Origin of the sequence: Pimelobacter simplex, from assembly GCF_900114845.1 — a bacterium.
GTDB lineage: Bacteria > Actinomycetota > Actinomycetes > Propionibacteriales > Nocardioidaceae > Nocardioides > Nocardioides simplex.
Window position 1 is genome coordinate 67968 of the sequence record NZ_FOUK01000002.1, and the last position, 24341, is coordinate 92308.

The 24341-nt window shown below is 71.7% G+C and carries 26 protein-coding genes; 6 read left to right on the plus strand and 20 right to left on the minus strand.

From position 1 onward, the window contains the following. Positions 1–8: 8 nt before the first annotated feature. The 15 genes from BM223_RS07920 to BM223_RS07990 form a co-directional block, all read right to left on the minus strand. Entirely contained in the window at positions 9–548 is a 540-nt protein-coding gene (locus BM223_RS07920) for a carboxymuconolactone decarboxylase family protein (protein WP_038678590.1), read from the minus strand. After that, positions 545–1432 (minus strand): SDR family oxidoreductase, encoded by an 888-nt coding sequence (locus BM223_RS07925; protein WP_038678588.1) that lies wholly within the window; start codon positions 1430–1432, stop codon positions 545–547. Before BM223_RS07925 ends, BM223_RS07920 begins: the two co-directional genes overlap by 4 nt. A gap of 10 nt (positions 1433–1442) precedes the next feature. Beyond that, entirely contained in the window at positions 1443–2051 is a 609-nt protein-coding gene (locus tag BM223_RS07930; RefSeq protein ID WP_038678586.1) for a TetR/AcrR family transcriptional regulator, read from the minus strand. A 175-nt stretch (positions 2052–2226) separates the two neighbouring features. Continuing rightward, the gene (locus tag BM223_RS07935; RefSeq protein WP_235319259.1) at positions 2227–3489 is read right to left on the minus strand and encodes a phospholipase D-like domain-containing protein; all 1263 of its coding nucleotides are present in this window, start codon (positions 3487–3489) and stop codon (positions 2227–2229) included. Between the two features lie 30 nt (positions 3490–3519). After that, the gene (locus BM223_RS07940; RefSeq protein WP_038678584.1) at positions 3520–4107 is read right to left on the minus strand and encodes a hypothetical protein; all 588 of its coding nucleotides are present in this window, start codon (positions 4105–4107) and stop codon (positions 3520–3522) included. Further along, on the minus strand, positions 4104–5198 hold the full coding sequence (locus BM223_RS07945) for an MlaD family protein (protein ID WP_052138531.1): 1095 nt from the start codon (positions 5196–5198) through the stop codon (positions 4104–4106). The genes BM223_RS07940 and BM223_RS07945 overlap by 4 nt, the downstream gene beginning before the upstream one ends. Further along, complete coding sequence (locus BM223_RS07950) at positions 5198–6406, minus strand: MCE family protein (RefSeq protein ID WP_082003640.1); 1209 nt, start codon at positions 6404–6406, stop codon at positions 5198–5200. The genes BM223_RS07945 and BM223_RS07950 overlap by 1 nt, the downstream gene beginning before the upstream one ends. Before the next feature lie 5 nt (positions 6407–6411). Continuing rightward, positions 6412–7458, minus strand: a complete 1047-nt coding sequence (locus BM223_RS07955; protein WP_141267246.1) for an MCE family protein — start codon at positions 7456–7458, stop codon at positions 6412–6414. Continuing rightward, a complete protein-coding gene (locus BM223_RS07960) occupies positions 7455–8429 on the minus strand; it encodes an MCE family protein (RefSeq protein WP_075018538.1) in 975 nt (324 codons plus the stop codon). The genes BM223_RS07955 and BM223_RS07960 overlap by 4 nt, the downstream gene beginning before the upstream one ends. Positions 8430–8434: 5 nt before the next feature. Beyond that, positions 8435–9451 carry an MCE family protein gene (locus BM223_RS07965; protein ID WP_038678577.1) on the minus strand — a complete coding sequence of 339 codons (1017 nt, stop codon included), beginning with the start codon at positions 9449–9451 and terminating at the stop codon, positions 8435–8437. Beyond that, positions 9448–10506: an MCE family protein gene (locus BM223_RS07970; protein ID WP_052138530.1), complete on the minus strand. Its 1059-nt coding sequence runs from the start codon at positions 10504–10506 to the stop codon at positions 9448–9450. The genes BM223_RS07965 and BM223_RS07970 overlap by 4 nt, the downstream gene beginning before the upstream one ends. Before the next feature lie 7 nt (positions 10507–10513). Continuing rightward, positions 10514–11380, minus strand: coding sequence for an MlaE family ABC transporter permease (locus tag BM223_RS07975; RefSeq protein ID WP_082003639.1), 867 nt, complete (start codon positions 11378–11380; stop codon positions 10514–10516). Then, positions 11380–12204 (minus strand): MlaE family ABC transporter permease, encoded by an 825-nt coding sequence (locus BM223_RS07980; protein WP_038678575.1) that lies wholly within the window; start codon positions 12202–12204, stop codon positions 11380–11382. The genes BM223_RS07975 and BM223_RS07980 overlap by 1 nt, the downstream gene beginning before the upstream one ends. Then, a complete protein-coding gene (locus tag BM223_RS07985) occupies positions 12204–13157 on the minus strand; it encodes an SCP2 sterol-binding domain-containing protein (protein WP_038678573.1) in 954 nt (317 codons plus the stop codon). Before BM223_RS07985 ends, BM223_RS07980 begins: the two co-directional genes overlap by 1 nt. Positions 13158–13214: 57 nt before the next feature. After that, positions 13215–14153: a DNA-3-methyladenine glycosylase family protein gene (locus BM223_RS07990; RefSeq protein WP_052138529.1), complete on the minus strand. Its 939-nt coding sequence runs from the start codon at positions 14151–14153 to the stop codon at positions 13215–13217. 83 nt (positions 14154–14236) lie between these two features. Here BM223_RS07990 and BM223_RS07995 point away from each other — a divergent pair, with 83 nt between their 5' ends. Genes BM223_RS07995 through BM223_RS08005 form a run of 3 tightly spaced genes read left to right on the plus strand, consistent with a single transcriptional unit; the run spans position 14237 to position 16830 of the window. Further along, entirely contained in the window at positions 14237–14845 is a 609-nt protein-coding gene (locus BM223_RS07995) for a TetR/AcrR family transcriptional regulator (protein ID WP_038678569.1), read from the plus strand. Between the two features lie 4 nt (positions 14846–14849). Next, positions 14850–16388 (plus strand): ATP-dependent DNA ligase, encoded by a 1539-nt coding sequence (locus tag BM223_RS08000; RefSeq protein ID WP_038678567.1) that lies wholly within the window; start codon positions 14850–14852, stop codon positions 16386–16388. 10 nt (positions 16389–16398) lie between these two features. Continuing rightward, a complete protein-coding gene (locus BM223_RS08005) occupies positions 16399–16830 on the plus strand; it encodes a hypothetical protein (protein ID WP_141267244.1) in 432 nt (143 codons plus the stop codon). On the opposite strand, the gene BM223_RS08010 is transcribed toward BM223_RS08005, so the two are convergent. Then, a complete protein-coding gene (locus BM223_RS08010) occupies positions 16803–17372 on the minus strand; it encodes a hypothetical protein (RefSeq protein WP_038678564.1) in 570 nt (189 codons plus the stop codon). The genes BM223_RS08005 and BM223_RS08010 overlap by 28 nt on opposite strands. Positions 17373–17632: 260 nt before the next feature. On the opposite strand from BM223_RS08010, the gene BM223_RS08020 reads away from it, so the two are divergent. After that, positions 17633–18325: a TetR/AcrR family transcriptional regulator gene (locus BM223_RS08020; protein ID WP_038678561.1), complete on the plus strand. Its 693-nt coding sequence runs from the start codon at positions 17633–17635 to the stop codon at positions 18323–18325. A 94-nt stretch (positions 18326–18419) separates the two neighbouring features. Here the strand turns inward: BM223_RS08020 and BM223_RS08025 are convergent, their stop codons facing one another. Then, complete coding sequence (locus tag BM223_RS08025; protein WP_038678559.1) at positions 18420–19700, minus strand: acetyl-CoA C-acetyltransferase; 1281 nt, start codon at positions 19698–19700, stop codon at positions 18420–18422. 156 nt (positions 19701–19856) lie between these two features. Here BM223_RS08025 and BM223_RS08030 point away from each other — a divergent pair, with 156 nt between their 5' ends. Together BM223_RS08030 and BM223_RS08035 are read left to right on the plus strand one after the other, a co-directional pair. Continuing rightward, positions 19857–21203 carry a 3-oxoacyl-ACP reductase gene (locus BM223_RS08030; RefSeq protein ID WP_038678557.1) on the plus strand — a complete coding sequence of 449 codons (1347 nt, stop codon included), beginning with the start codon at positions 19857–19859 and terminating at the stop codon, positions 21201–21203. A 2-nt stretch (positions 21204–21205) separates the two neighbouring features. Beyond that, complete coding sequence (locus tag BM223_RS08035) at positions 21206–22051, plus strand: MaoC family dehydratase (protein WP_052138528.1); 846 nt, start codon at positions 21206–21208, stop codon at positions 22049–22051. 52 nt (positions 22052–22103) lie between these two features. On the opposite strand, the gene BM223_RS08040 is transcribed toward BM223_RS08035, so the two are convergent. The 3 genes from BM223_RS08040 to BM223_RS08050 are packed head-to-tail and all read right to left on the minus strand — an operon-like array spanning position 22104 to position 24341. Beyond that, on the minus strand, positions 22104–22505 hold the full coding sequence (locus BM223_RS08040) for a hypothetical protein (protein ID WP_052138527.1): 402 nt from the start codon (positions 22503–22505) through the stop codon (positions 22104–22106). Positions 22506–22509: 4 nt separating this feature from the next. Beyond that, entirely contained in the window at positions 22510–23394 is an 885-nt protein-coding gene (locus BM223_RS08045; RefSeq protein ID WP_307723157.1) for an acyl-CoA thioesterase, read from the minus strand. Continuing rightward, the gene (locus BM223_RS08050) at positions 23391–24341 is read right to left on the minus strand and encodes a proteasome assembly chaperone family protein (RefSeq protein ID WP_052138526.1); all 951 of its coding nucleotides are present in this window, start codon (positions 24339–24341) and stop codon (positions 23391–23393) included. The genes BM223_RS08045 and BM223_RS08050 overlap by 4 nt, the downstream gene beginning before the upstream one ends.

The window sequence follows — 24341 nt, forward strand, 5'->3', positions numbered from 1 at the left end:
CAGTGCCCCTAGCGCGCCCGGTCGGGGCGCACCCGGAGCGCGTGGAGCGCGGTGGCGAGCATCGCGTAGTGGCCGACGAGCATCAGGATCTCGATCCGCTCCCGGTCGTCGAACCGCTCCCCCAGCGCCGCCCAGAGGCCGTCGGACAGGTCCTGGTCGGCGAGCAGCTCGTCGGTGGCGCGCAGCAGAAGCCGCTCGCGGTGGGTGAAGCCCGCATGCTCCGCGGCGGTCTCGACCGCCGCGATCTCGTCACGGGTCAGGCCGGCCCGGCGGGCCAGCCGTCGGTGCTGCGCCAGCTCGTACGACGAGCCGCGGCGCGCAGCGACCCGCACGATCACGAGCTCGGACTCGCGCCGCGAGAGCCGGCCGCCGGGCATCAGCCGTCCGGCGAAGTGCAGCCAGCCCCAGAACAGCCGCCGGTGCCGGCCGAGGGTGAGGAAGACGGCGGGCGGCTCGGTGCCCTGGACCCGGCCGGCGATCCGGGCGAAGAGCGCGACGAAGGGGCCGACCTCGCGCCAGGTGCCGGGCGCGATCCGCGGCTCACTCACGCGGCGTCCGTCCGGCGGGCCTGCTCGACCGCGGGCAGCACCCGGTTGGCGCCGTAGTTGAAGACCCGCATCGCGATGGCGTACCCGGGCGGGAAGTACCGCTGCAGCCAGTGCACCAGCCGGATGTCGGGCGAGGTGTAGACCCAGTACCGGTTGCGCAGCGCGCCGCGCCAGATCGCCTCCGCGGCCTGCTCGGGCGAGACCGCGCGCTTCTGGAAGTGCCCGCGGGCCCGGACGAACGCCTTGCTCTGCTGGTCGATGCCGGCGATCCGGATCGTCTCGACCAGGCCGGTGTCGACGCCGCCCGGGCAGACCAGGCTGACCCCGATCCGGTGCTTGCGCAGGTCGTAGCGCAGCACCTCCGAGACCCCGCGCAGGCCGAACTTCGTCGCACTGTAGGCCGCGTGCCAGGGCATCGCGATGATCCCGGCCGCCGACGAGATGTTGACCAGCTGTCCCCCGCGCCGCGCGTCGATCATCGGCGGGAGGAGCTCCTCGATCACGTGGATCGGGCCCATCAGGTTGACGTCGACGAGCCGCTGCCAGTGCTCCGGCTCGAGGCTGCGCACGGTCCCCCAGATCGCGATGCCGGCCACGTTGAGGACGACGTCCATCGCGCCGGCGCGCTCGGTGACCAGCGCCGCGAGGCGCCGTACCTGCGCGTGGTCGGCGATGTCGGCGACCTCGGCCGTGCCGACCCGGCCGCCCGCGGCCCGGATCTCGTCGGCGACCGCGGCCAGCGCCTCGGGCTGGATGTCGGTGAGGTGGACGACGGCGCCGCGATCGGCGGCGTAGCGGGCGACCGCGCGCCCGATCCCGCTCGCGGCGCCCGTCACGAACACCTGCTTGCCGGCCAGGTCGCGCACCGGCGCTCGGAACCACATGGACTTCTCCTCAGCTCGGGAACAGCGTCGCCGCGAGGGCGACGAGAGGGGGTCGGAGGGAGGCGAGCGCCGCGGCGTCGTCGAGCACGACCCGCGCGGTCACCATCTGGATGGTCGCCGCGAGCAGCGCCTCGCAGGCGAACCGCTGGGCCTCGTCGCTGCTGTCGATGCCGAAGAGCGCGGCCAGCGCCGCGGCCGCCTCGGCCTGGACGGCGAGCCGGCGGCGCATGATCTCGGGGCCGGCGGCGTACGCCTCGACCAGGAACAGCCGGGCCCGGCGCGGGTCCTCGGCCAGCGCGGCGAGGTAGCGCCCGAGCAGCGCGTCGAACCGCTCCGCCGCCGGCCGGTCGGCTCCGGCGCCGAGGCCCTCGGCGAAGCCCTCCCGGAGCAGGTCGGTGGCCCACTCGTACGCCGCGAGGAAGCAGTCGTGCTTGGACCCGAAGTGCTGGTAGAAGGTCTCCCGCGAGACCCCGGCCCGCTTGATCACCGCGGCGACCGGGGTGCCGGCATACCCGTGCTCGGCCATCGCGTCGGCCATCGCGTGGAAGACCCGCTCCCGCTGCACCGCCGCGACCTCGTCCCGGCTCAGGCCGTGCCGACCGCGGGGCAGCGTCGTCATGGGCCGGAGCGTTTCACGAACACCAGTGTTCGTCAATGGGGTCCTGGGCTGCGCCAGTTTCGCCGGTCGACCGGCGAAACTCGCGCTGGACCGATGAAGTTCCGTCGGTCAAGCGTGAGTTTCATCGGTCCAGTCCACCCCGACGCCGCCCGCGACCCTGAACCCGCCCTGCACCTCAGAGCAGCGGACGCAGCGGCGCGAGGACCAGCTCGGTGAACTTGCGGTGCATGTCCCGCGCCTCCCACTCGCCACTGGTGAGCTCGAGGCAGTGCGACTGGTCGACCTCGAAGATCTCCTCGAGCTCGGCGGCGAAGGCCTCGTCGATGATCTCGACGTTGATCTCGTAGTTGCCCGACAGGCTGAGCCGGTCGATGTTGGCGGTGCCCACCGTCGCCCAGGTGCCGTCGACCGTGGCGGTCTTGGCGTGCACCATCGCGTCGCGGTAGCGCAGGATCCGCACGCCGGCGCCGAGCAGCTGGGTGAAGTAGCCGCGGGAGATCCAGTCGGCCACGATGTGGTTCGACTTGAGCGGCAGCAGCAGCCGGACGTCGACGCCGCGCCGGGCGGCGTCCTTGAGCGCGGTGATGAAGTCCTCGTCGGGCAGGAAGTAGGCCTGGGTCATCCAGATGTTGCGGCTGGCCCGGTTGATCGCCTCGAGGTACATCGCGCGGATCGGGAACATCCACAGCCGCGGCACGTTGCGCTGCAGGCGCACCCGCGGCTCCCAGGTGGACGCCGTCTCGAGCAGCAGCGGCCGCTCGGAGCCGCGCAGGCGACGACGCCGGTTGAGGTTCCAGAAGTCGGCGAAGGCCCGCTTGAGGTCCCACACCGCGGGGCCGGTGATCCGGACGTGGGTGTCGCGCCACTCGCTCTCGTACGCCGAGCCGATGTTGTAGCCGCCCACGAAGCCCACGTGGTCGTCGACCACCAGGATCTTGCGGTGGTCGCGCCCGTAGCGGCGCAGGTCGAAGAAGCGCCAGCCCGCCGAGTACACCGGGTAGCGCAGCACCTTGACGCTCGGGGGGAAGCGCTGGAAGGCCGGGGAGACGACCAGGTTCGCGAAGGCGTCGTAGGTGCAGTAGACGTCGACGCCCCGCTCGGCGGCCGCGATGAGCGCCCGCTTGAACCGCTCCCCCGTCGCGTCGCCCTTCCAGATGTAGGTCTCGAAGAGGATCTGGCGCTGCGCGCCGTCGATCGCGGCGAGCATGTCGTCGTACAGGTCGCGCCCGAAGGTGTACGTCGTCACGTCGCCGTCGCCCACCGCGACCGTGCGCGGCGGCGTGGTCGGGAACGGCTTGGGCCGCTTGCCGCGGCGCCGGTACGAGTCGACGAGCGACATCGCGATCGCGACCACGAACGGGACACCGATCAGGGTGATCAGGATCCGCCGCAGGGCGGTCCGCAGACCGGCCAGGGAGTCTCCTTCGGGATGCGCCACGCGCGTCAATCTATCGGCAGCGTCGCGGCGTTACGGGGTGCCCTCACCAGCCGCGCCGCTCGGGTCGGCACCGGCGTTGTCGCCGCTGAGCAGCTCGAGCCGGTCGACGAGCCAGTCGCCGCCGACGAGCTTCATGGTCATGCTGACCCGCTGCTGCTCGATCTTGACGTCCTTGTTGGTCTCGTCGGTGAGCGCCTGGTCGACGAACGCCAGCACCTCGACCTGCGTCCCGCTGATCGCCCGGGACGCCGCGTCGACGACCTGGCCCTTGGCCGAGACCTTGCCGTCGACGATCGCCTTCTGCAGCCCGCTCACGTTGGGCGCGAGCTTGTCCTTGAGCTCGGTGTTGGCGATCTTGTCGAGCCAGGCGAACTCGTGCTCGCCGTCCTTCCAGGAGTACGACGTGATCTCGGCCAGGATCGTCTTGGCCGCCGCGAGCGCGGCCTGCTCGGCCTCGTTCTCGCCGGTCAGCTTCTGCACCTGCGCCTGGGCGCGGGAGAGATCGTCCTGGGCGCTCCGCTCCTGGACCAGGAGCCAGGCGCCCACGGCGAGGCAGGCGACCAGCAGCGCGGCGAGCCCGATGACGAGGTTGCCGGGCCTCTTGTCCGCGGCGCTCACCGGACCGGTCCCGGCGCGTTGGCGGCACCCCGCTGGAGCGTGGTCATGCCGGCAGCACAGCGCCCGTCGCGCTGGAGCGGACGGCGCCGGTCGACCTTCGGGTCGAGCCGGGCGGTCCCGTAGGTGCAGCGGTCCTCTTCCTTGTCGGGGATGAGTGCGATGCGCAGCTCGCCGTCGCGGACCTTGGCCAGCAGCGAGCGCAGGCCCGGCGAGTAGTTCTGCAGCAGCGCCCGCAGGTGCGGCTCGTAGGAGCGGAAGACGTCGGTGAAGCTCACCCCCGTCGTCAGGAAGCCGGGCAGCACCTCGTTGGCGTCCTGGACCAGCTTGATCAGCTCGTCGAGCTGACCGGGGCCGCGCTTGAGGATGTCGCGCAGCTCGGGGTCGTACTCGCGCAGGAACTGCGCGAACCTCTTCGAGGACGTCGCCAGCTGGCGCAGCGAGTCGGCGTTGTCGGTCGCGATGGAGAGCACCGAGCCGGAGCTGGTGATCACCCGGTCGGTCTCGGGCCAGACGGCGTCGAGCGTCTGGAGCAGCGCGGTGCCCTGGTCGAGGATCCGGCCCAGGTCGTCGCCGGTGCCCTGCAGACCGGTGCTCAGCTCGCCGAGCACCACCCGGAGCTTCTTGTCGTCGATCTGGCGCAGCACGTTGTTGACCGCGACCACGGTGGAGCTCAGGCTCTTGGGCAGGTCGGTCGAGGTGGCCGGGATCGTGTCGCCGTCGGCGAGGAACGGCCCGGACTCCTTCTTCGGCTGGAAGTCGAGGTACTGCTCACCGACGGGCGAGAGGCTGCGCACGCGGGCGAGGGCGTCCTTGGGGATGTCGGTCCCCGAGGTGATCGCGATCGTCGCGAGGACGCCGTCGTCGGACGGCACGATCGAGCGCACCTTGCCGACCTTGATGCCGCGGTAGGTGACCACCGAGCCTTCGAACAGGCCGCCGGTCTGGGCGAGCTCGACCTTGACCTCGACCGGCCGGGAGGTGAGCGGCTGGTCGAGCACCGCGGCGAAGAGGTACGCCGTGGTCACGACCAGCACCACGACGATGCCGGCCAGGCTCAGGTAGAGCCGGTCCCCCAGGATCTTCTTGACCATCAGCCCCTCCCTCCGAACAGGCCGCCGAGCAGCCCGTTGAGCCCGAGCGGGTCGGAGCCGGGGGCCGGCGCGCCGCCCGTCTTGCCGCCCGTCTTGGCGCCGGTCTTGCCGCCGGTCGCCTTCGGGCCGCCGAGCAGGCCGCCCAGACCGGGCAGCAGCTTGTCGAGCCCGACCAGGTCGAGCAGGTCGCGGACCAGGCCGGTCACGGTCCCGCTGAGCAGGCCGTTGACGTTGATGTTGTCGAGGTGGAGCTCGAGCGCGATGTTGAGGTAGTCGGTGGCGACCACTCCGTCGGCGGCCTTGGCGGCGTCGATCACCGCGCGCAGCGAGGTCTCGAAGGTGCCGTTGTTCTTGGCGAACTCGGCCAGCACCGGCTCGAGCTCGCCCAGCAGGGTGAGCAGCTGGGCGCGGGTCGCGCCGACCGTCTGGTTCGCCGCGCCGGTGAACTTCTCGATCTCGGCGAGGAGCTCGGTGAACTCCGGAGTCTTCTCGCGCAGCACCTTGGCCGCCGGCCGGATCTCGCGGACGGCGCGGTTGATCGTCTCCTTGCGCCCGTTGAGCGTCTTCGACAGCGAGTTGAGCGAGGTGAGCACCGCGTCGATGCTCTGCGTCGTCGCATTGGCCCGGGTCAGGAACACCGAGGCCTTGTCGAGCAGCGCCCGGTAGTCGCCCTCGTTGCCGTTGAGCGCCTTGTTGAGCTCCTCGGTCACGGTCTGGAGCTGGTCGAGGCCACCGCCGTTGATGAGCAGGGACGCCTGGGCCAGCGCGTCCTCGACCGACGGGGCGGTGGTCGTCGAGGCCCGGGTGAGCACGGCGTCGTCGGCGAGCGCCTTGCCGGTGGCGGGATTGGTGATGTCGACGAAGAGCTCGCCGAGCGGCGTCGTGTAGCGCAGCCGCGCCCGGGCGCCCTCACGAACCTCGGCGTCGGTCTTGAGCGTCAGCGTGGCCACCGCGGTGAAGTCCTTGGGCTTGATCTCGGCGACCTTGCCCATGTCGACGCCGTTGACCTTGACCGGGGCGCCGACGGCGAGGTTGAGCGCGTCGTCGAACTCGGCCTGGATCTCGATGGTGTCGCCGCTGACCCCGGTGCCGGGGATCGGCAGGTCCCGCATCGTGGTGCTGCAGGCGCTGAGCGTGCCGAGCAGCAGCGCGACCAGCACCGCGAGGCCTGCGCGCAGGGACGTCGTCCTGGCTGTCGTGGTCGTCATCGCCCTCACCGTCCCGGCTGCGTTCCGTCGAGGATGGTGCACAGCGGCCCGAGGACGTTCTTGCAGACGGTCTGCAGGACGCCGCCGAGCGGGTCGAGGATCAGCGGGTCGATCCGGACCGGCAGCCGGTCGCCGGGGATCATCCGGAGGTTCTCGAGCGCCAGCGGCATGACCCGCAGGATCTCGGTCAGCTGGTCCTGCTTGCTGAGCACGGTCTTCATCAGCTTGGTGCCGCCGTCGAGGTTGCGCACGATCTCGGCGCGGTTGTCGACCGCGAACTTGGCGACGGTGGTGACCGCCTCGTCGAGCGAGCGCAGCGCGGTGCGGAAGTTCTCGCGCTCGTCGGCGAGCATCTTGGACGCCGTGGAGACCTGCTGGATGAAGGTGCGCGCGGTCTGCTCGTTGGTCGAGATCGTGGTGAGCAGGACGTCGAGCGACTTGAGCGTCGCGGCGATGTTCTCGCGCTGGCTGGCCACGCCGTCGATGCCGTCGGCCAGGGAGTGGATCGTCTGGTTGAGCAGCGGGCCGCGGCCCTGCAGCGCCTCGGTGCCGGCGTCGATGAAGCGCTGGACCGCCTTGGTGGTCTCCTTGTTGCCGCCGATGCCGGTCGCGAAGTCGTTGAGCGACTCGAGGACCTGGTCGAAGTCGACGGGCGTCTGGGTCTTGTCGAGCCCGATGGTCGCGTCGTCGCGCAGCTTCGGGCCCGAGCGGTAGACCGGAGTGAGCTCGACGTAGCGGTCGGTGGCGACCGAGCGGGCGACCACGACGGCGCCCGCGTCGGCCGGGACCGGCTGGTCGGCGTCGATCTCCATGGTGACGAGCACCTTGTCGCCGGCCGGCTCGATCGACTTGATCGTGCCGACGTTGACGCCGAGGATGCCGACGTCGTTGCCGACGAAGAGGCCCGCCGAGTCGGCGAAGTAGGCCTTGACGGTCATCTTGTCGCCGCCTCCGCCGACGACACCGCAGCCGGTGGTGAGGAGGACGGCGAGCACGGCGACGAGGACGCCGGCGAGACGGCCGAGCCGGCCGGGACGGGTGGTCGTGCTCATCGGCGGCACGTCCCTTCGAGCTTGCAGGTCGTGTCGTCCGCCGGGATGGCCGGCGGCTTGACGTAGAGCGGCAGGAACGGGCCGCTGCCGGTGGCGTTGGCGACGTAGCGGACGGCGGGCGCCATCACCTCGAGCAGGTGGGTGAGCTGCTTGTCCTGCCGGTTGAGCGTGTCGAGGACGGCGTTGAGATCGGTGAGCGCGGGCTTGAGCTTTCCGTTGGTCGACTTCACGATGGCGGTGAGCGCCCGGGACAGGTCGGTCGTCTCGACGAGCAGCCGGTGGATGGCCTGGCGGCGGGCGGTGATCTCGCTGACCACGAGGTTGGCCTGCTTCATCAGCCCGACGATGTCCTGGCTGCTCGCGGAGAGCTGGTCGGTCACCTTGCGCGTCGACTCCATCAGGTCGCCGACCTGGTCGGAGCGCTTCGAGACGACCTCGGAGAGCCGGGCGACGCCCTCGAGCGCCGGGCCGATCTCCTCCTTGCTGGCGCCGAGGGTGCCGGCCATCTCGGTCAGCGCCTTGGCGAGCAGCTCGGGGTCGAGCTCGTCGAGGGCGTCGGAGCCCTGCTCGATCACGTCCTGGAGGTTGTAGGGCACCGAGGTGCGCTCGAGCGGGATCTGCTCGCCGGCCAGGCTGCCCGACCCGTGGGGGTCGACCTCGAGGTAGTGGGTGCCGAGCAGGGTCGCCACCTTGACCGTCGCCGTCGAGCGGGAGCCGAGGTCGATGCCGCTGTCGAGCGCGAAGGTGACGAGCACGTGGTCCTTCTGGAGCTCGATGCCGGTCACCTTGCCGGAGACGACGCCGTGCACCTGGACGTCCTCGCCGCTGCGCAGCCCGGCGGTGTGCTCGAGGACCGCGGTGTACTTCTTGGTGCCGAAGGTGGCCACGCTGAGGAAGATCACCAGCCCGCCGACCAGGGCGAGGACGACGAGGGTGACGATGCCGACGTGGAGCGGGTTGCGCTCGTTCATGGGCTTCACTTGCACACCGCCGACCAGGGGCCGTTGTTGCCGACCGGGTTGATGCCCTTGCCGTTGGCGGTCAGCGCCAGGGACAGCGAGCAGACGTAGACGTTGAGCGCGCTCTCGTACGACGTCGCGCGGCCCAGCGACTCGAAGACGGTCGCGAACGCGGGCACCGCCGCCTTGAGGCTCCCCCGGGAGCGCTCCAGCATGTCGGCGACAGTGACCAGCCGGTCGGTCGTCCTCACCAGCGGCACCTTGACCTCCTTGAGCAGCGAGCTGGTCGCGCCGACCAGGCGGCTGACGCCGTCGATGGAGGCGCCGATCGACTTGCGGTCCTCGGCCAGGCCGGTCATCAGGGCCCGCAGCTCCTGGACGGTCTGGGTGATCTCGTCACCCTGGCCGGCCAGGTTGTCGAGCACCGGCTTGAGGTTCGTCATCACCTCGCCGATGACCTGGTCGCGGTCGGCCAGGAAGTTGCTGAGCTGGCCGGTCTGGGAGAGCAGCTGCTCGACCGTGCCGCCCTCGCCCTGGAGCACCTTGATCAGCGAGCTCGCCAGGGTGTTGACGTCGCCCGGCTGGAGCACCCGGAAGAGCGGCCGGAAGCCGTTGAGCAGCCCCGTCAGGTCGAAGCCCGGGTCGGTGTGCGCGAGCGGGACGACCGCGCCGTCGTCGAGCTCGGCGCCGCGCTGGGCGCCCTGGACGAGAGCGATGTAGCGCTGGCCGAGCAGGTTCTGGTAGCGCATCACGAGCTGGGTGGTGTCGAGCAGCGGCTGGTCCTTGACGAGCTCGATGCCGATCTCGGCGCCGTCGTCGGTGGCCTCGATGCTGGTCACCTGGCCGACCCGGACGCCGGCCGCCTTGACGTCGTCGCCGGTGCGCAGGCCGTTGACGTCGGCGAACTCGGCCTTGAACTCGCGGGTGTCGCCGCTGACGCCGTTCTGCATGGTGTTGACCAGCAGCAGGAGCAGCAGCCCGCTGACCGCCGCGAAGGCGGCGAACTTGATCGCGATCGTGCGCAGCCCGGTCATCGGCCCTCCCCCAGCAGCCGGCCGAAGCCGGCCGGGTCGCTGCTCCCGGTGCGGTACGTCGGCCGCTGGCTCTCGCCGTAGTAGTCGGGCGGCGAGAGCCGCAGGGTGCCGTCGGTCCGCACGAATCCCTCTCGGACGGTGCTCGGCAGCGTGCGGCCGAGCGCGAGGTTGACCGACAGCGCGTCGGTGATGCCGGCGCGGCGGTTGTCGTAGACCGCGTCGAGCAGCACCGCGGACCCGTTGATGAACCGGACCAGGTTGCGCTGGTTCTTGTCGAGGAACCTCGTCGAGAGCCGCGCGAGGTTGGTGCCGCCGGTGATGAGCGCGGTCAGCGAGGCCTCCTGGGTCACGATGGTGTGGAGCGTGACCAGGACGTCGTCGGTCGCGTCGAGAAGGTCCGGAGCGATCTCGTCGAGGAGCCGGGTGGTGGAGGCGAGGGCGTCGAGGTCCTCGCGCACCTGCGGCATCCGCGGGTTGAGCCGGTCGAGGTAGGAGTTGAGGGTCCGGACCGTCTTGCCGATCTGGTCGCCGCGCCCGTCGAGCGCGGCCGACGCCGAGCCGATCGCGGAGGCCAGCTCGGCCGGGCCGAGCGCCTTGACCAGGCGGTCGATGTCGTCGAGGGCCTGCTGGAGCTCGAGCGTGCCCTGGGAGCGGTCGGCCTGGACCACCGCGCCCGCGGCGAGCTCGCCGGTGGGCTTGCCGTGCACGACCAGGTCGACGAACGTCGTCCCGAAGACGGTGGCGGGCAGGATCCGGGCGACCACGTTGGCCGGGACGGCGTCGAGGTCCTGCTTCGACATCTGCATGTCGACGGTGACGCCGCCGGAGTCGGAGCGGCCGATCTTGCTGACCTTGCCGACGATGACGCCGTTCATCTTGACGTCGGAGCCGGTGCGCAGCGCGCCGCCGGCGTTGGCGACCTCGGCGGTCACGTGCGGCTGGGAGCCGAACGTGCCGTTGCTGCGCAGCGTGATGAACGCACCGATCACGGCGATCGCCACCAGGGTGATCAGCCCGCGCCGGGCCAGCTGCTGTCGGGAGACCTCGCGTGCCATCGCTACCTCACCCCGAGATCCGGAAGCCCGGGTCGCCGCCCCAGAACACCAGGGTCAGGACCATGTCGAGGACGACCACCGAGACGATGCTCGCCCGGATGCCGGTGCCGGTGGCCTCGCCGACGGCCTGGGGGCCGCCGCCGACGCGCATGCCGTACCAGCAGTGGATCAGGGCCACGGTCAGCGAGAAGATCAGGATCTTGATGATCGAGAAGACGATGTCGCGGCCCTGGATGAACGTCGAGAAGTAGTGGTCGTACTGGCCTGGTGACTGCCCGAAGAGGACGACGACCGAGACCTGCGAGGCGACGTAGCTGCCGATCAGGCCGATCAGGTAGAGCGGCAGGATCGCGACCATGCAGGCGATCACGCGGGTGGTGCAGACGTAGCGCACCGCGCTGACCGCCATCACCTCGAGGGCGTCGATCTCCTCGTGGATCTTCATCGAGCCGATCTGGGCGGTGAACCGGCAGCCGACCTGGGCGCCCAGCGCGAGCGCCGCGATGAGCGGCGCGAGCTCGCGGGTGTTGACGCTGGCGGAGATGAAGCCCGTCAGCGGCGCGAGGCCGACGATCTCGAGGCCGTTGAAGCCCTCGATGCCGATCGACGTGCCGGCCGCCACCGAGAGCAGGATCATCACGCCGACCGTGCCGCCGCCGACCAGGAGGGCGCCGCTGCCCCAGGCGATGTCCTTGATCTGGCGCAGCACCTCCTTGGGGTAGAGCGCGATCGTCGTCGGGATCTCGCGGAAGACCTTGCCGGAGAAGCTCACGAAGGAGCCGAGCATGGCCAGGGTGTTCATCACCCCGTCGGCGGTGCCGACGAGGACGTCGGAGACCCGGTCGCCCGGCCCTCTGCCCAGTGTCTTCGCCATCAGGCACCTCCGGGGAAGAGCATCACGTAGGCCTGGGTCAGCCCGACGTTGATGACGGCGAGCAGGATCACGCTGAGGACGACGGCCTGGTTGACCGCGTCGGCCACCGCCTTGGGACCGCCGCGCGCGCTCAGCCCCTTGTGGGCGCACACGATGATCGCGACGAAGCCGAAGATCAGGCCCTTGAGCTCGGCCAGGACCAGGTCGCCCGGTTGGGCGAGCCCGACGAAGGAGTCGAGGTAGGTGCCGGAGGAGATCTGGCCGCCGCCGACCACGATCACGAACGCGGTGGTCATCGCCGTCATCGCGACGATGACCGTCAGCAGCACCGAGACGAGCAGCGCGGCGAGGATGCGGGGGGCGACCAGCCGCTGGATCGGGGAGATGCCCATGACCTTGAGCGCGTCGATCTCCTCGCGGACCGTGCGGGCGCCGAGGTCGGCGCAGACCGCGGACCCCACGGCGCCGGCGATCATCAGCGAGGTGACCAGCGGGGCGCCCTGGCGCAGGACGCCGATGCCGTTGACCGCGCCGATGAACGACTGGGCGCCGATCTGGTTGGCGGCCGCGCCGATCTGGACCGACGTGATGACGCCGAACGGGATCGCGACCAGGATCGTCGGCAGCAGCGAGACCCGGGTCATGAACCAGCACTGCAGCAGGAACTCGGACCACGAGAAGCGCCGGGCGACGATGTCGGAGAAGCCCCACTGGATGGACTCGACGGCGAGCTTGACCAGCTCGCCGGTGGTCACGACGCCGGCCCGGAAGCGACCGGTGAGGTTGTCGAGGACGGAGCGTCCCCCGGCGGCGACCGCGCTCATCAGGCAGCCGCCTTCGGGATGTCGAAGGCCGCGCTCAGCCGCAGCGCGGCGGTCTTGTCGCCGCGCACCCGCAGCTGTCCGCGCAGCACGCCGGTGATCGCGCTCAGGTGCCCGGTCACCAGCCGCAGGAAGTCGTGGGCCTCGCAGGTGACGGTCGCGTCGCGATCGTCGGGACCGACGGCGTCGGCCGCCTCGCCCGCGAGGACGGTCGCCCGACCGTCACTGAGTCGGAGCACGTAACGGTCCACCTCTCCGTCGGGACGGCCGGTCAGGCGGAAGCCGACCGTGATCCGCGCACCTGCCGCCTTGCGGCCGTTCACATGGGCCGGCATGCGGCCGAAGATCTCATCGAGCACGACGGGACGGAAGCCGGACTCCAGAACTGCCCGCAGGTGCTCGACCGGGACGCCGTGCAGCGCCCGGGAGACCGCGACCGGGTCGATGTCGCGCGGGTCGACCGGAGCGCCGGTGAGCGGTGCGGTGCCGTCGACGGCGAAGAGCCCGGCCAGGCCGAGCGCGAGCGCGCTGTCGCCCTCGATCGCGAGCGCGCCGCCGAGGTAGTCGACGGCCAGGTCGAGCTGGCCGGCCACGAGCCGCAGCAGCTGGACGACGCTGCCGCGCACCACCAGGTCGGGCCGGACGCCGGCCGCGACGGGCTCGGTGGCGCCGTCGTGCACCCGGACGCTCGCCGCGAGGGCGCCGTCGGGCGTCTCCCAGCGGACGACGCCGCTCACCCCGGCCCGCTGGGCGGGGACGGCGAGGTCGCTGATCCGGCTCGTCACGACTTCGACAACGGCCCGACCCCGCTCGGCGTCATGCACCAACGTGACCAGGGTCTCGTCGGAGGCTGCGCGGACCGCCTGGACCAGGTCGACCGGATCGGCCTCGCGCAGCGCGGTGACGAGCTCGTCAGGGGTGGCGCGCGACCATGCGTCCAACCGCACCCGTGCCATTCGCGACCCCTCCCCCGGAGTACTCCCTCGACTGCCTGTTGCTCGGTGTAACAGATATCACGTCATTTGGTCACGCGTCGGGAGGTGTTCACGTGGAGACATCCGCGGGCCGTGCCGGGGACGGCGCAGCCCGGCCGCTCCGAGGAGCAGCGGGACCCGGCCGCGATGACCGGCCCACGGCTCCAGGTAGCGGGCCAGCTCGGCGTCGTCGAAGAGCCGGCCCTCCAGCGCCCAGCCGACGTCCTTGGCGATGTGGTAGTCGCCGTACGACACGGCGTCGGGGTCGCCCAGCGCCCGCTGGCGCACCTCGGCCGCGGTCCACACGCCGATGCCGGGCAGGCTGCGCAGCCGGCGCTCGGCCTCCTCGCCGGACAGGCTCGCCGCCCGCTCCAGCGCGACGGCGTGCCGGGCCGCCGTCACCACGGCGCGGCTGCGCGCGGGGTCGACGTGGAGCCGCAGCCACTCCCACGACGGGACGGCGCGCAGCGTCGCGGCGTCGGGCTGGACCATCACGCCGCGCGCGGCACCAGGCCCCGGGGCGGGGACCCCGTGGCGCCGGACCAGGGCGCGGAAGCCGGCGAACGCCTCCTGGCCGGTCACCTTCTGCTCGATGATCGAGGGCACGAGCGACTCGAGGACCAGGCCGGTGCGGCCCAGCCGCAGGTGCGGGTGGCGGCGGTGCGCCTCGACGAGCACCGGGTGGCGCGGCTCGAAGCCGGTCCAGTCGTCGAGGTCACCGAGCAGCGCCGGGAGCTGGTCGAGCGCCCACGCGGCGCCGGGCCCCCAGGCCTCGGCGAGGATCGCGCCCGCGGCGTCCTGGTCGCGGACGGCGAGCGTGACCAGTCCCTCCGGCGTCCGGCTCCCCCGCCAGTGCCGGCCGTCGAGGGCCAAGCGCAGCGTCGGGTCGCCGCCCCCGCGCCGGTGCTGGCGCAGCAGTGCGGCCACCGGGACCGGGCGACCGGGATGCCACACGCGGGCGGCGTCCGGGGAGGTCACCGGAGCACTGTACGGCGCCGGGTGGACTAGGCTCTCTCGCGCAACGACGAATCACTTTCATCTCCTCAGGCTCCGGAGGGCAGTTGAGCATCGACCCGACCCGCAGCCGCCGGGCCCGCCTCGACCAGGAGGCGGTGCTCCAGGCGGCCGAGGCGCTCGTCGACCGCGACGGGTACGACGCGCTGACGATGACCTCCCTCGCCACCGAGCTCGAGGCGCGGGTGTCGTCGCTCTACAACCACGTCGCGAACCTCGAGGACCTCCGTGCGCTCATCCAGGTGCGCGCCATGCGGCTGCTCGGCGACCACGTCCGCAAGGCCGCGATGGGCCATGCCGGCCTCACCGGCCTGCGCGCCCTCAGCCACGCGCTGCGCGCCTTCGCCCGGACCCACCCCCAGCGCTATGCGGCCCTCACCCGGCCCCCGATCGACCGCGAGGCCTTCTACGCCGCCGCGCTCGACGCGATCGAGGCGCTCGCCGTGATGGTCCGCTCCGCCGGGCTGCCCGACGACCGCCTGCTGCAGAGCGCGATGGCGCTCTTCGCCTCGCTCCACGGCTTCGTCTCGCTCGAGGTGGCCGGCTACTTCGGCGACCTGTCCGGCACCAGCGCCGAGTCGCTCGACCTCGACCAGGTCTACGAGCAGGTCATCGACGGCGCCGTCAGCGCCGCCTCCCTGGAAGCCACCCGCTGACGCGATGCTGCTCCACGACCTCGTCGACGTCTCCCGCGCGGTGGCGGCGACGCGGTCGCGCAAGGAGAAGGTCCGCCTCCTCGCCGACCTGCTGAGCGCCGCCCCACCGGAGGAGCGCTCGCTGGTCGCGCACTACCTGGGCGGGCGGCTGCGCCAGCGCCGGACCGGGCTCGGGTGGCGCAGCCTGCAGACCCTGCCGCCCCCGGCGCCCGACGCCTCCCTGGAGGTCGGCGAGGTGGACGCGGCCTTCGCCGCCATGGCGCTGCTCGCCGGCCCGGGCTCCGCAGGTCTGCGGTCCGCCGCTGTCGTCGACCTCTTCGGCCGGGCCACCGCCGCCGAGCAGGACTGGCTGCGCGCCGTCACCGTCGGCGAGGTCCGCCAGGGCGCGCTCGAGGCCGTCGTCACCGAGGCGCTGGCTCTGGCGGCCGACGTGCCCCTGACCGCCGTACGCCGGGCGGCGATGCTGGCCGGCGGGGCGACGTACGTCGTGGACGCGGCGTTCGCCGGCACCGACGCCCTCGCCGACGTCGGCCTCACCGTCGGCCGCCCGATCCTCCCCATGCTCGCCTCCTCGGCCCCCGACGTCGCCGCCGCGCTCGCCAAGGCCGGCGGCGGCGACGGGCCCGTCGGCGTCGACGCCAAGCTCGACGGCATCCGGATCCAGGTCCACCGCGCCGGCGACGACGTCGTCATCGCCACCCGCAGCCTCGACGACATCACCCACCGCCTCCCCGAGGTCGTCGCCATCGTCCGCGCCCTCCCCGCCACCCACCTCGTGCTCGACGGCGAAGCGCTCTCCCTCGCCGCCGACGGCCGCCCGCGGCCCTTCCAGGAGACCGCCTCCCGCACCGCCACCGACGCCGACGACTCCCCCGGCGGCTCGGTGGTCACGCCGTACTTCTTCGACGTCCTGCACCGCGACGGCACCGACCTCCTCGACCTCCCCGCCCACGAGCGCTGGCAGGTCCTCGAGGACCTCGTCCCACCCGAGCACCGCGTCCAGCGCTGGCTCGGCACCGACCCCACCGAGGCCGAGGCCTTCACCTCCGCCGTCCTCGCCTCCGGCCACGAGGGCGTCGTCGTCAAGTCCGCCACCGCCCCCTACGACGCCGGCCGCCGCGGCTCCGCCTGGGTCAAGGTCAAGCCCGTCCACACCCTCGACCTCGTCGTCCTCGCCGTCGAGCACGGCTCCGGCCGCCGTCGCGGCTGGCTCTCCAACATCCACCTCGGCGCCCGGGACCCGTCGTCGCCGTCCGGGTTCGTGATGCTGGGCAAGACCTTCAAGGGGATGACCGACGAGATGCTCGCCTGGCAGACCGCCCGCTTCCGCGACCTGGAGGTCTCCGACGACGGCTGGGTCGTCACCGTGCGGCCCGAGCAGGTCGTCGAGATCGCGTTCGACGGGCTGCAGCGCTCGACGCGGTACCCGGGCGGGCTGGCGCTGAGGTTCGCGCGGGTGGTGCGGTACCGGGACGACAAGAGTGCGGACGAGGCGGACACGATCGAGACCGTGCGGGCCCACTTCGTCGGCGGTGGCCCGTAGGGTCGCCGACATGGCGACCAAGGATCAGCAGCGTGCCGAGCTCGTCGAGGGCCTCGGGCTCGGACTAGCTGCGCTCGGCGTCGACCGCGTGCCGTCGGGGAAGTTGGATATCGAGTTCCCCTTCTCGCACGCATGGCGGGAGTGGGCACACTCCGGCGACTACCCCTCGATCCGCAACGCGCCGAAGCCCGATAACGAGTTCTGGATCGGCGTGACGAAGTCGGAACGCCGAAAGTGGGCATGGGTCACGTGGCGCCAGGACGGCGGAGATTACGAGATCGACCTTCGTGATCGGACGCCGGAGGAAGCGGCACAGTTGCTCAGCGACCGGCCACTCGATGAGTGGGTCGAACTTGCGCAGGCGTATCGAGAGTGTCTCGACGAGATCGTCGCCCGACGGGAAACCGAGGACCGTCAACCGGGGAACGGCAACGACTCGTAGCCGCCGGGGCACGTGCCGACGTCGTCGCCGTTGACGTTGAACGCCGCTGACCAAGAAGCGACGTCGCCGGGGTCGAGGTCGCCGAGAGCACTGGCGGGGAAGGTGCCGTCGATCGTCTTGCCGCTGACTTCGGGGGATCCGTCTAGGTTCGTCTGCTCCGAGGTGTCGAAGTCGAAGACGAAGTATGCGATCTGCTTTCCGTCGAGGTACTTCGCTCCGAGTTGCCTGCCGACCTCGCCCGCCTCGTCCCACACGGTCGCGACGTAGAGCGCCGTGCCGCTCTTCGTGATCGGCTGGCCCGTGAACGTGACGGTGAGGGCGTCCCCGGCGTCTTCGAGCGTCACCTTCGCCCGCTTGCCCTTCAGGTTGCAGGATGCGCGCCGGGGCGCTGCGGCCGTCTCGGTGGGCTCGTCGCTCGTGGAAGCTGACGGCCTGCTTTCGGCCTTGTCGGTTGCGGCGTCGGGCTTGTCGTCGGACGCGCCGCCGCATGCGGTCAGCGTGAGCAGGGCAAGGGCGACGAGCGGCCTGAGTCGGCGAGTCATGCGGAGGACGCTACTTCTCCCGTTGCGTGTGGGTGCGTGATTTCAGAGCACCGGCTCAGCGGGCTTCGTCGGCGCGCCGCGCTGCCTCGGGCCAGGTGATCGCCTCGCCCACGGCGTCATCGCCGTCGCCAAGGACGGCAACCGCGCGGCGGCGAGCTCCGGCGCCCGGGCACTGGGCGGCGCCGTGGTCCCGGTGGGGGCCTGACGCCCACCCGCCGAGATGTTGCAACACCGAGTTGCACATCTCGTACACTCCCCCTATGGCGACCCACGCACCTCCCACCGACGGACGCCGCAAGGCGGCCGCAGCGCGCCGCAAGGCGCGCCAGGCGGAGATCATCGCGGCGACGCGGCAGATCTTCGACTCCAAGGGTGTGCGGGAGGTGCAGATCGAGGAGATCGCGACTGCGGTCGGGATCAACCGGGCGATCGTCTACCGGCACTTCACCGGCAAGGAGGAGCTGTTCGCGCTGACCCTCGTGGGCTACCTCGAGGAGCTGCACGACGCGATGGCGGCGGCCGCGGCCGGCGCCGACGAGCCGGCCCGGCAGCTCGAGGCGATCGTGGGCGCCTTCGTCGACTACGGCGTGGCGCACCCGGCGTTCGTCGACTGCGCGCAGGCGCTGATGGTGCGGCCGGGTGACGAGCTGCTCGACGAGATCGCCGAGGGTCCGCTCTTCAAGCTCGGGCGGGGCATCACGTCGTGCCTGACGGTGCTGTCGGAGACGCTGGCGGCCGGGGTCGACAAGGGCGCGTTCCACCTGACCGACGACCCGATCCTGCTCGCCAACGCGCTGTACGCCAGCGGGCTCGGTGCGCTCCAGCTCGCGCGGCTCGGCATCCTGGTGAGCGAGATCGCGCCGGGCATCCCGACGGTCGGCGAGATCTCGTCGGAGCAGGTCCGCTCCTACATGGTCCGCTCGGCGCTGGCGCTCGTCACCGCCGCCGCCTGAGCCCGTCCGGCCCCACCCGGCCCGAGCCCGAGTACGACGAACGGCCCGCCCCCACCAGGGAGCGGGCCGTTCGCGCGAGCGAGCAGAGGGAGTCTCAGCGCTCCATGATCGCGACGACGCCCTGACCACCGGCCGCGCAGACCGAGATGAGGGCCCGGCCGCCGCCGTTGGCCTTGAGGAGCTTGGCGGTGTTGGCCACGATCCGGCCGCCGGTGGCGGAGAACGGGTGCCCCGCGGCGAGCGAGGAGCCCTTGACGTTGAGCTTGGCGCGGTCGATCGAGCCCAGGGGGGCGTCGAGGCCGAGGCGCTCCTTGCAGAACACCGGGCTCTCCCAGGCGGCGAGCGTCGAGAGCACCTGCGAGGCGAAGGCCTCGTGGATCTCGTAGAAGTCGAAGTCCTGGAGGGTCAGGCCGTTGCGCTCGAGCATCCGCGGGACGGCGTACGCCGGCGCCATGAGCAGGCCCTCGGCGCCGTTGACGAAGTCGACCGCGGCGACCTCGGAGTCGACGAAGTAGGCGAGCACCTCGAGGTCGTGGGCGGCCGCCCACTCCTCCGAGCCCAGCAGGACGGCGGACGCGCCGTCGGTCAGCGGGGTCGAGTTGCCGGCGGTCATCGTCGCCGCCTCGCCCTTGCCGAAGACCGGCTTGAGCTTGGCGAGCTTCTCGAGCGAGGAGTCGGCGCGCAGGTTGTTGTCGCGCTCCAGGCCGCGGAACGGCGTGATCAGGTCGTCCTGCCACCCCTCGTCGTACGACGCCGCGAGGTTGTGGTGCGAGGTGACGGCCAGCTCGTCCTGGGCCTCGCGGGCGATCTGCCACTCCAGGGCGGTCAGCGCCTGGTGCTCGCCCATCGAGAGGCGGGTGCGCGGCTCACCGTTGGAGGGGATCGCCAGGCCGATGTCGCCGGGGCGGATGGTGGCGAGGATCGCGAGGCGGTCCTTGGTGGAGCGCGCGTTGTTGAGCTGGATCAGCTTCTTGCGCAGCTTCTCGGAGATCGCGATCGGCGCGTCGGACGTCGTGTCGACGCCGCCGCCGATACCGGACTCGAGCTGGCCGAGCTTGATCTTGTTGGCGATGTAGTTGATCGCCTGCAGGCCGGTGCCGCACGCCTGCTGCAGGTCGACCGCGGCGGTCTCGGGCGCGAGCTTGGTGCCGAGCACCGACTCGCGGACCAGGTTGAAGTCCCGGCTGTGCTTGAGGACGGCGCCGCCGGCGACCTCGCCGAGACGTTCACCCTCCAGCCCGAAGCGGGCCACCAGGCCGTCGAGCGCGGCGGTCAGCATCTCCTGGTTGGAGGCGGTGGCGTAGGCCCCGTTGGAGCGAGCGAAGGGGATCCGGTTACCACCGAGTACGGCGGCCCGACGAACAGTGTCTGCCATGGTTCCATCCTCACCTCTGTCGGTCCTCAGGAGAACCGTTTGAGTGCCAGATCACGAAATGTGGACTCAGAGTTACACATCTAGTTACATAGGCTACGAGCGGGCCCGGCCCGTGGACAAACCTTCCGCAGCACCGACACAGATTGCGACCTGAGCATGAGCGACAAGTACCAGGGCTTCGTGAGCTCCCCGATCGGCAAGATCCTCGTCAAGAACCTCGGCCTGCCCAACCCGGTCGAGCTCGACCGCTACACCGCCGGCGACCCGCTCGTCCACGGCACCGTCCTGGTCGGCGGCACCGGCCGCCTCGCCGAGTCCCTGCCCGGCCTGCTCGACCTGCTCGGCGTCGCCTCGACCACGGTCGCCGGCGACGGCCAGCGCTTCAAGGGTCTCGTCTTCGATGCCACCGGCCTCAAGGACGCCGCCGACCTCGTCGCGCTGCGCGACTTCTTCACGCCCCTGCTGCGCAGCCTCGAGTCCTGCGCCCGGGTCGTCGTCATCGGGACGCCGCCCGAGCAGACCAAGGGCGGCGAGCGGATCGCCCAGCGCGCGCTCGAGGGCTTCACCCGCAGCCTCGGCAAGGAGATCGGCCGCGGCGGCACCTCGCAGCTCGTGTACGTCGCCGAGGGCCAGGAGGCCGCCGCCACCAGCACGCTCGCCTTCCTCCTCTCCCCCAAGTCGGCCTACGTCTCGGGCCAGGTCGTCCGGATCGGCGTCCACGGCAAGGCCACCACCACGACGGTCGACGACTGGACCCGGCCGCTGGCCGGCAAGGTCGCGCTCGTCACCGGCGCCAGCCGCGGCATCGGCGAGGCGATCGCCCGGGTGCTGCACCGCGACGGCGCCACCGTCGTCGGCGTCGACGTGCCGCAGGCCGCCAGCGAGCTGCAGTCGCTGATGAACGAGCTCGAGGGCGACTGGATCACGCTCGACATCACCGGCAAGGACGCGCCGCAGCGGATCGCGCACCACCTCAAGGAGAAGCACGGCGGCGTCGACGTCGTCGTCCACAACGCGGGCATCACCCGCGACCGCAAGCTCGCCAACATGGCGCCCAACGACAAGGGCGACCGCTGGACGTCGGTGATCGCGGTCAACCTCACCGCTCCCGAGCTCATCACCCGCGAGCTGCTCGACCAGGGCGTCGTCAACAAGGGCGGCTCGATCGTCGGTGTCGCCTCGATCGCCGGCATCGCGGGCAACGTCGGCCAGACCAACTACGCCGCCTCGAAGGCCGGCGTGATCGGCCTCGTCGACAGCTTCGCCGACGAGCTGAAGGACGGCATCACCATCAACGCCGTCGCGCCCGGCTTCATCATCACCCAGATGACCGCGGCCGTGCCGTTCGCGACCCGCGAGGTCGGCCAGCGGCTCAACGCCATGTCCCAGGGCGGCCTGCCGGTCGACGTCGCCGAGACGATCGCCTGGTACGCCAACCCCGCGTCGTCCGCCGTCAACGGCAACGTCGTGCGGGTCTGCGGCCAGATGATGCTGGGAGCCTGAGCATGGCGCTCCCCGTGATGCTCAAGGCGGCGCTGCCCGCCGTCCCGGGTCTCAACCAGCTGCCCGGGATCAAGAAGACCGGCGGTGCGCTGCCCGACGTGACGCTGCGCCGCGACGACGTCGTGGTCGAGCGCGCCCAGGTGCAGCGCTACGCCGAGGTGTGCGGCTTCCCCAACAAGGACGTCGCCCCGGTGCCGTACCTGCACATGCTGGCGTTCCCGCTGCACCTGCAGCTGATGACCGACGCGTCGTTCCCGTTCCCGGCCATCGGCTCGGTGCACCTCGAGAACACGATCGTCCAGCACCGGCCCGTCGCCATCGGCGAGACCGTCTCGCTGGCGCTCACCGCCGACAACCTGCGCGCCAGCACCAAGGGCCGCGCGTGGGACATGAACGTCACCGGCACCGTCGGCGACGAGGTCGTGTGGGAGTCCGTGTCGACGTACCTGCGGGTGGGCAAGGGCGACAAGGAGAACGGCGACCCGGGCATGTCCCTGGCCACCGTCGACGCCAAGGGCCCGGTGTGGAGCCTCGGCAGCGACCTGGGCCGGCGCTACGCCGCCGTGTCCGGCGACCACAACCCGATCCACCTCTACCCGCTGACCGCGAAGGCCCTCGGCTTCCCGCGCCACATCGCCCACGGCATGTGGAGCAAGGCCCGCTGCATCGCGGCCCTCGAGAACCGGCTGCCCGACGCGGTCAAGGTCGAGGTCGCCTTCAAGAAGCCGATCTTCCTGCCCGGCAAGGCGCAGTTCGGCACCACGGCGACGGCGAGCGGCTGGGACTTCACGCTCGTGAACCCGAAGTCCGGTGCGCCGCACCTGCTGGGCCGCACGAGCGCGCTGTGAGCTGACGACCTGACAGCCTGACGATCGCGACGAGGCGCGTCGGCCCCGGCGGCTACCCGGCCGCGACGGGCCGGCGCGCCTCGTGCGTCACCGGGCAGCACCACACGGCCGCCCCGCCGACCAGCTGGGCCTGCAGCGGGTGCTGCGGGTGCAGGTCGCACGGCGGGAGCGGCTGCCCCCAGCCGGCCGCCGACTCGCCAAGCTCGTCCTGGAGCCGGTCGGCCAGGCGCAGCAGGGCGTGCGCGCGGGGCTCGAGCTCGTCCGCGGGGAACCAGATCCGCACGTCGCCGTCGAGGTCGGAATCGGACGAGACACAGACCCACACGGCCCCGTCGGCGTCCGGCTCACGATCGGGCACGACGCGGGAGAACCGCCACCCTGCGGCGATCCCGGGCGGGAAGTCGCGCAGCACGGCCGCGACGAGGTCCGCGAGCACAGCGTCGTCGTCCGCCACCGGCTCACCCCCGCCGGCTGGGGCGGATCAGGCCCTCCTGCGCGACGGTCGCGACGAGCGTCCCGTCCTGCGTGAAGACCCGGCCGAGGGCGAGCCCGCGCCCGCCGGAGGCGGACGGCGACCACTGGTCGTAGAGCCACCACTCGTCGGCGCGGAAGGGCCGGTGGAACCAGATGGTGTGGTCGAGCGAGGCCATCTGGACCTTGTCCGGGGTGTGCCGGGGGTGGGCGGCGAGGGCGGCGCCGAGGATCGAGACGTCGCTGGCGTAGGTGAAGGTGGCGAGGTGCTCGACGGGGTCGTCGCTGAGGCGGCCGTCGACCCGGATCCAGGCGCGGGCCTGGGAGGGGCGGGCCGGGTCGAGGGCGTCGAGCCCGTACGACGAGCTGCCGAGCCAGCGCACGTCGAGCGCGGCCCACTCCTTGCTCAGGCCGTCGTCGGTACCGCGGTCGGCCATGAGCTGCATGAGGTCGAGACCCTCGTCGGGGGGCTTCACCTCGGGCATGAGGTCCTGGTGCTCCAGGCCCTCCTCGGCGCGCTGGAAGTTGAGCGACTGGTAGTAGATCGGCCGCCCGTGCTGGCGGGCCAGGACCCGGCGGGTGGCGAACGAGCGGCCGTCGCGGATGCGCTCGACGTCGTAGATGATCGGGACGTTGTAGTCGCCGGGCAGCAGGAAGTACGAGTGCAGCGAGTGGACGTGCATGCCCTCGTCGACCGTGCGGGTCGCGGCGATGAGCGCCTGGGCGGCCACCTGGCCGCCGTACACGCGCTGGCGGATGGTCTCGGGCTGCTGCCCGCGGAACAGGTCGGTGTCGAGCTGCTCCAGGTCGAGCAGGGAGATCAGCTTGCGCGTGGCCTCGCCCATCTCGCGGTCGGCGCCCAGGTCGGTCACGGCGTGCCTCCGGTCTCGTCGGGCCCTTCGAGCCCGGCCAGGAACTGCTCGAACTGGCGGCCGATCTCCTCGCCGGTGGGCAGCGGCTCGTCCTCGGCGAGCAGGCTGCTGCCCTCTTCCTCGGCGCGGGCGAAGGTGTCGTACTGCTGCTCCAGCGCGGTGACGACGTCGGCCACCTCGTCGTTGGCGGAGAGGTAGCGGCCGATCTCGTCCTCACGGTCCTCGGCGAGCTCGCGGACCTCGGTGAGGTCGATCGTCAGCCGGGCCGCGAGCTCGACCTGCTCGAGCAGCGACAGCGAGGCGCGGGGGTAGTCGAGCTGGGCCAGGTAGTGCGGCACGTGGGCGACGAAGCCCTGCGCGTCGTGGCCCCACTCCCCCAGCCGCACCTCGAGCAGCGCCTGGACGCTGCTCGGGACGCGGAGCTCGCCGCGCCAGGGGCTGGTGCCGGTGATGAGGTCGGCGTTGTTGGCGTGGTGGGTGATGGCGATCGGCCGGGTGTGCGGCACGGCCATCGGCACCGATCCCATCGAGACCACGAGGGTGACGCCGAACCGCTCGATCACCGAGCGCACCGCGCGGCAGAACGCCTCCCAGCGGATGTCGGGCTCCGGCCCGTGCAGCAGCAGGTACGGCGAGCCGCCCGCGTCGCGCAGCATCCGGACGACGAGCCGCGGGGCCTCGTAGCCCTCGTAGTGGTCGCGCGCGAACGTGAGCGGGGGCCGGCGAGCGCGGTAGTCGTGGAGCTCGTCGACGTCGAAGGTCGCGACGACGACCCCGCCGCCCTCGGGCGAGGCCGCACCGGTGCGGACCAGGTGCCGGCAGGCGAGCGCTCCGGCGTTGCCCGCGTCGAGGAAGCCGTCGAGCGCGACGATCATCGGCAGCGTCTCGACGCCCTCGAGCTCGGGCACCTCGTCGACGATGTGGACGAGGCGGGTCGATGAGGTCAC

What these genes read in the sequence shown, in the direction of transcription:
- BM223_RS07925 (WP_038678588.1), bottom strand. Translation starts at nt 1,432, where the DNA reads ATGTGGTTCCGAGCGCCGGTGCGCGACCTGGCCGGCAAGCAGGTGTTC.
- BM223_RS07930 (WP_038678586.1), bottom strand. Translation starts at nt 2,051, where the DNA reads ATGACGACGCTGCCCCGCGGTCGGCACGGCCTGAGCCGGGACGAGGTC.
- BM223_RS07945 (WP_052138531.1), bottom strand. Translation starts at nt 5,198, where the DNA reads ATGGTCAAGAAGATCCTGGGGGACCGGCTCTACCTGAGCCTGGCCGGC.
- BM223_RS07950 (WP_082003640.1), bottom strand. Translation starts at nt 6,406, where the DNA reads ATGACGACCACGACAGCCAGGACGACGTCCCTGCGCGCAGGCCTCGCG.
- BM223_RS07955 (WP_141267246.1), bottom strand. Translation starts at nt 7,458, where the DNA reads ATGAGCACGACCACCCGTCCCGGCCGGCTCGGCCGTCTCGCCGGCGTC.
- BM223_RS07960 (WP_075018538.1), bottom strand. Translation starts at nt 8,429, where the DNA reads ATGAACGAGCGCAACCCGCTCCACGTCGGCATCGTCACCCTCGTCGTC.
- BM223_RS07965 (WP_038678577.1), bottom strand. Translation starts at nt 9,451, where the DNA reads ATGACCGGGCTGCGCACGATCGCGATCAAGTTCGCCGCCTTCGCGGCG.
- BM223_RS07970 (WP_052138530.1), bottom strand. Translation starts at nt 10,506, where the DNA reads ATGGCACGCGAGGTCTCCCGACAGCAGCTGGCCCGGCGCGGGCTGATC.
- BM223_RS07975 (WP_082003639.1), bottom strand. Translation starts at nt 11,380, where the DNA reads ATGGCGAAGACACTGGGCAGAGGGCCGGGCGACCGGGTCTCCGACGTC.
- BM223_RS07980 (WP_038678575.1), bottom strand. Translation starts at nt 12,204, where the DNA reads ATGAGCGCGGTCGCCGCCGGGGGACGCTCCGTCCTCGACAACCTCACC.
- BM223_RS07985 (WP_038678573.1), bottom strand. Translation starts at nt 13,157, where the DNA reads ATGGCACGGGTGCGGTTGGACGCATGGTCGCGCGCCACCCCTGACGAG.
- BM223_RS08000 (WP_038678567.1), top strand. Translation starts at nt 14,850, where the DNA reads ATGCTGCTCCACGACCTCGTCGACGTCTCCCGCGCGGTGGCGGCGACG.
- BM223_RS08005 (WP_141267244.1), top strand. Translation starts at nt 16,399, where the DNA reads ATGGCGACCAAGGATCAGCAGCGTGCCGAGCTCGTCGAGGGCCTCGGG.
- BM223_RS08010 (WP_038678564.1), bottom strand. Translation starts at nt 17,372, where the DNA reads ATGACTCGCCGACTCAGGCCGCTCGTCGCCCTTGCCCTGCTCACGCTG.
- BM223_RS08020 (WP_038678561.1), top strand. Translation starts at nt 17,633, where the DNA reads ATGGCGACCCACGCACCTCCCACCGACGGACGCCGCAAGGCGGCCGCA.
- BM223_RS08025 (WP_038678559.1), bottom strand. Translation starts at nt 19,700, where the DNA reads ATGGCAGACACTGTTCGTCGGGCCGCCGTACTCGGTGGTAACCGGATC.
- BM223_RS08030 (WP_038678557.1), top strand. Translation starts at nt 19,857, where the DNA reads ATGAGCGACAAGTACCAGGGCTTCGTGAGCTCCCCGATCGGCAAGATC.
- BM223_RS08035 (WP_052138528.1), top strand. Translation starts at nt 21,206, where the DNA reads ATGGCGCTCCCCGTGATGCTCAAGGCGGCGCTGCCCGCCGTCCCGGGT.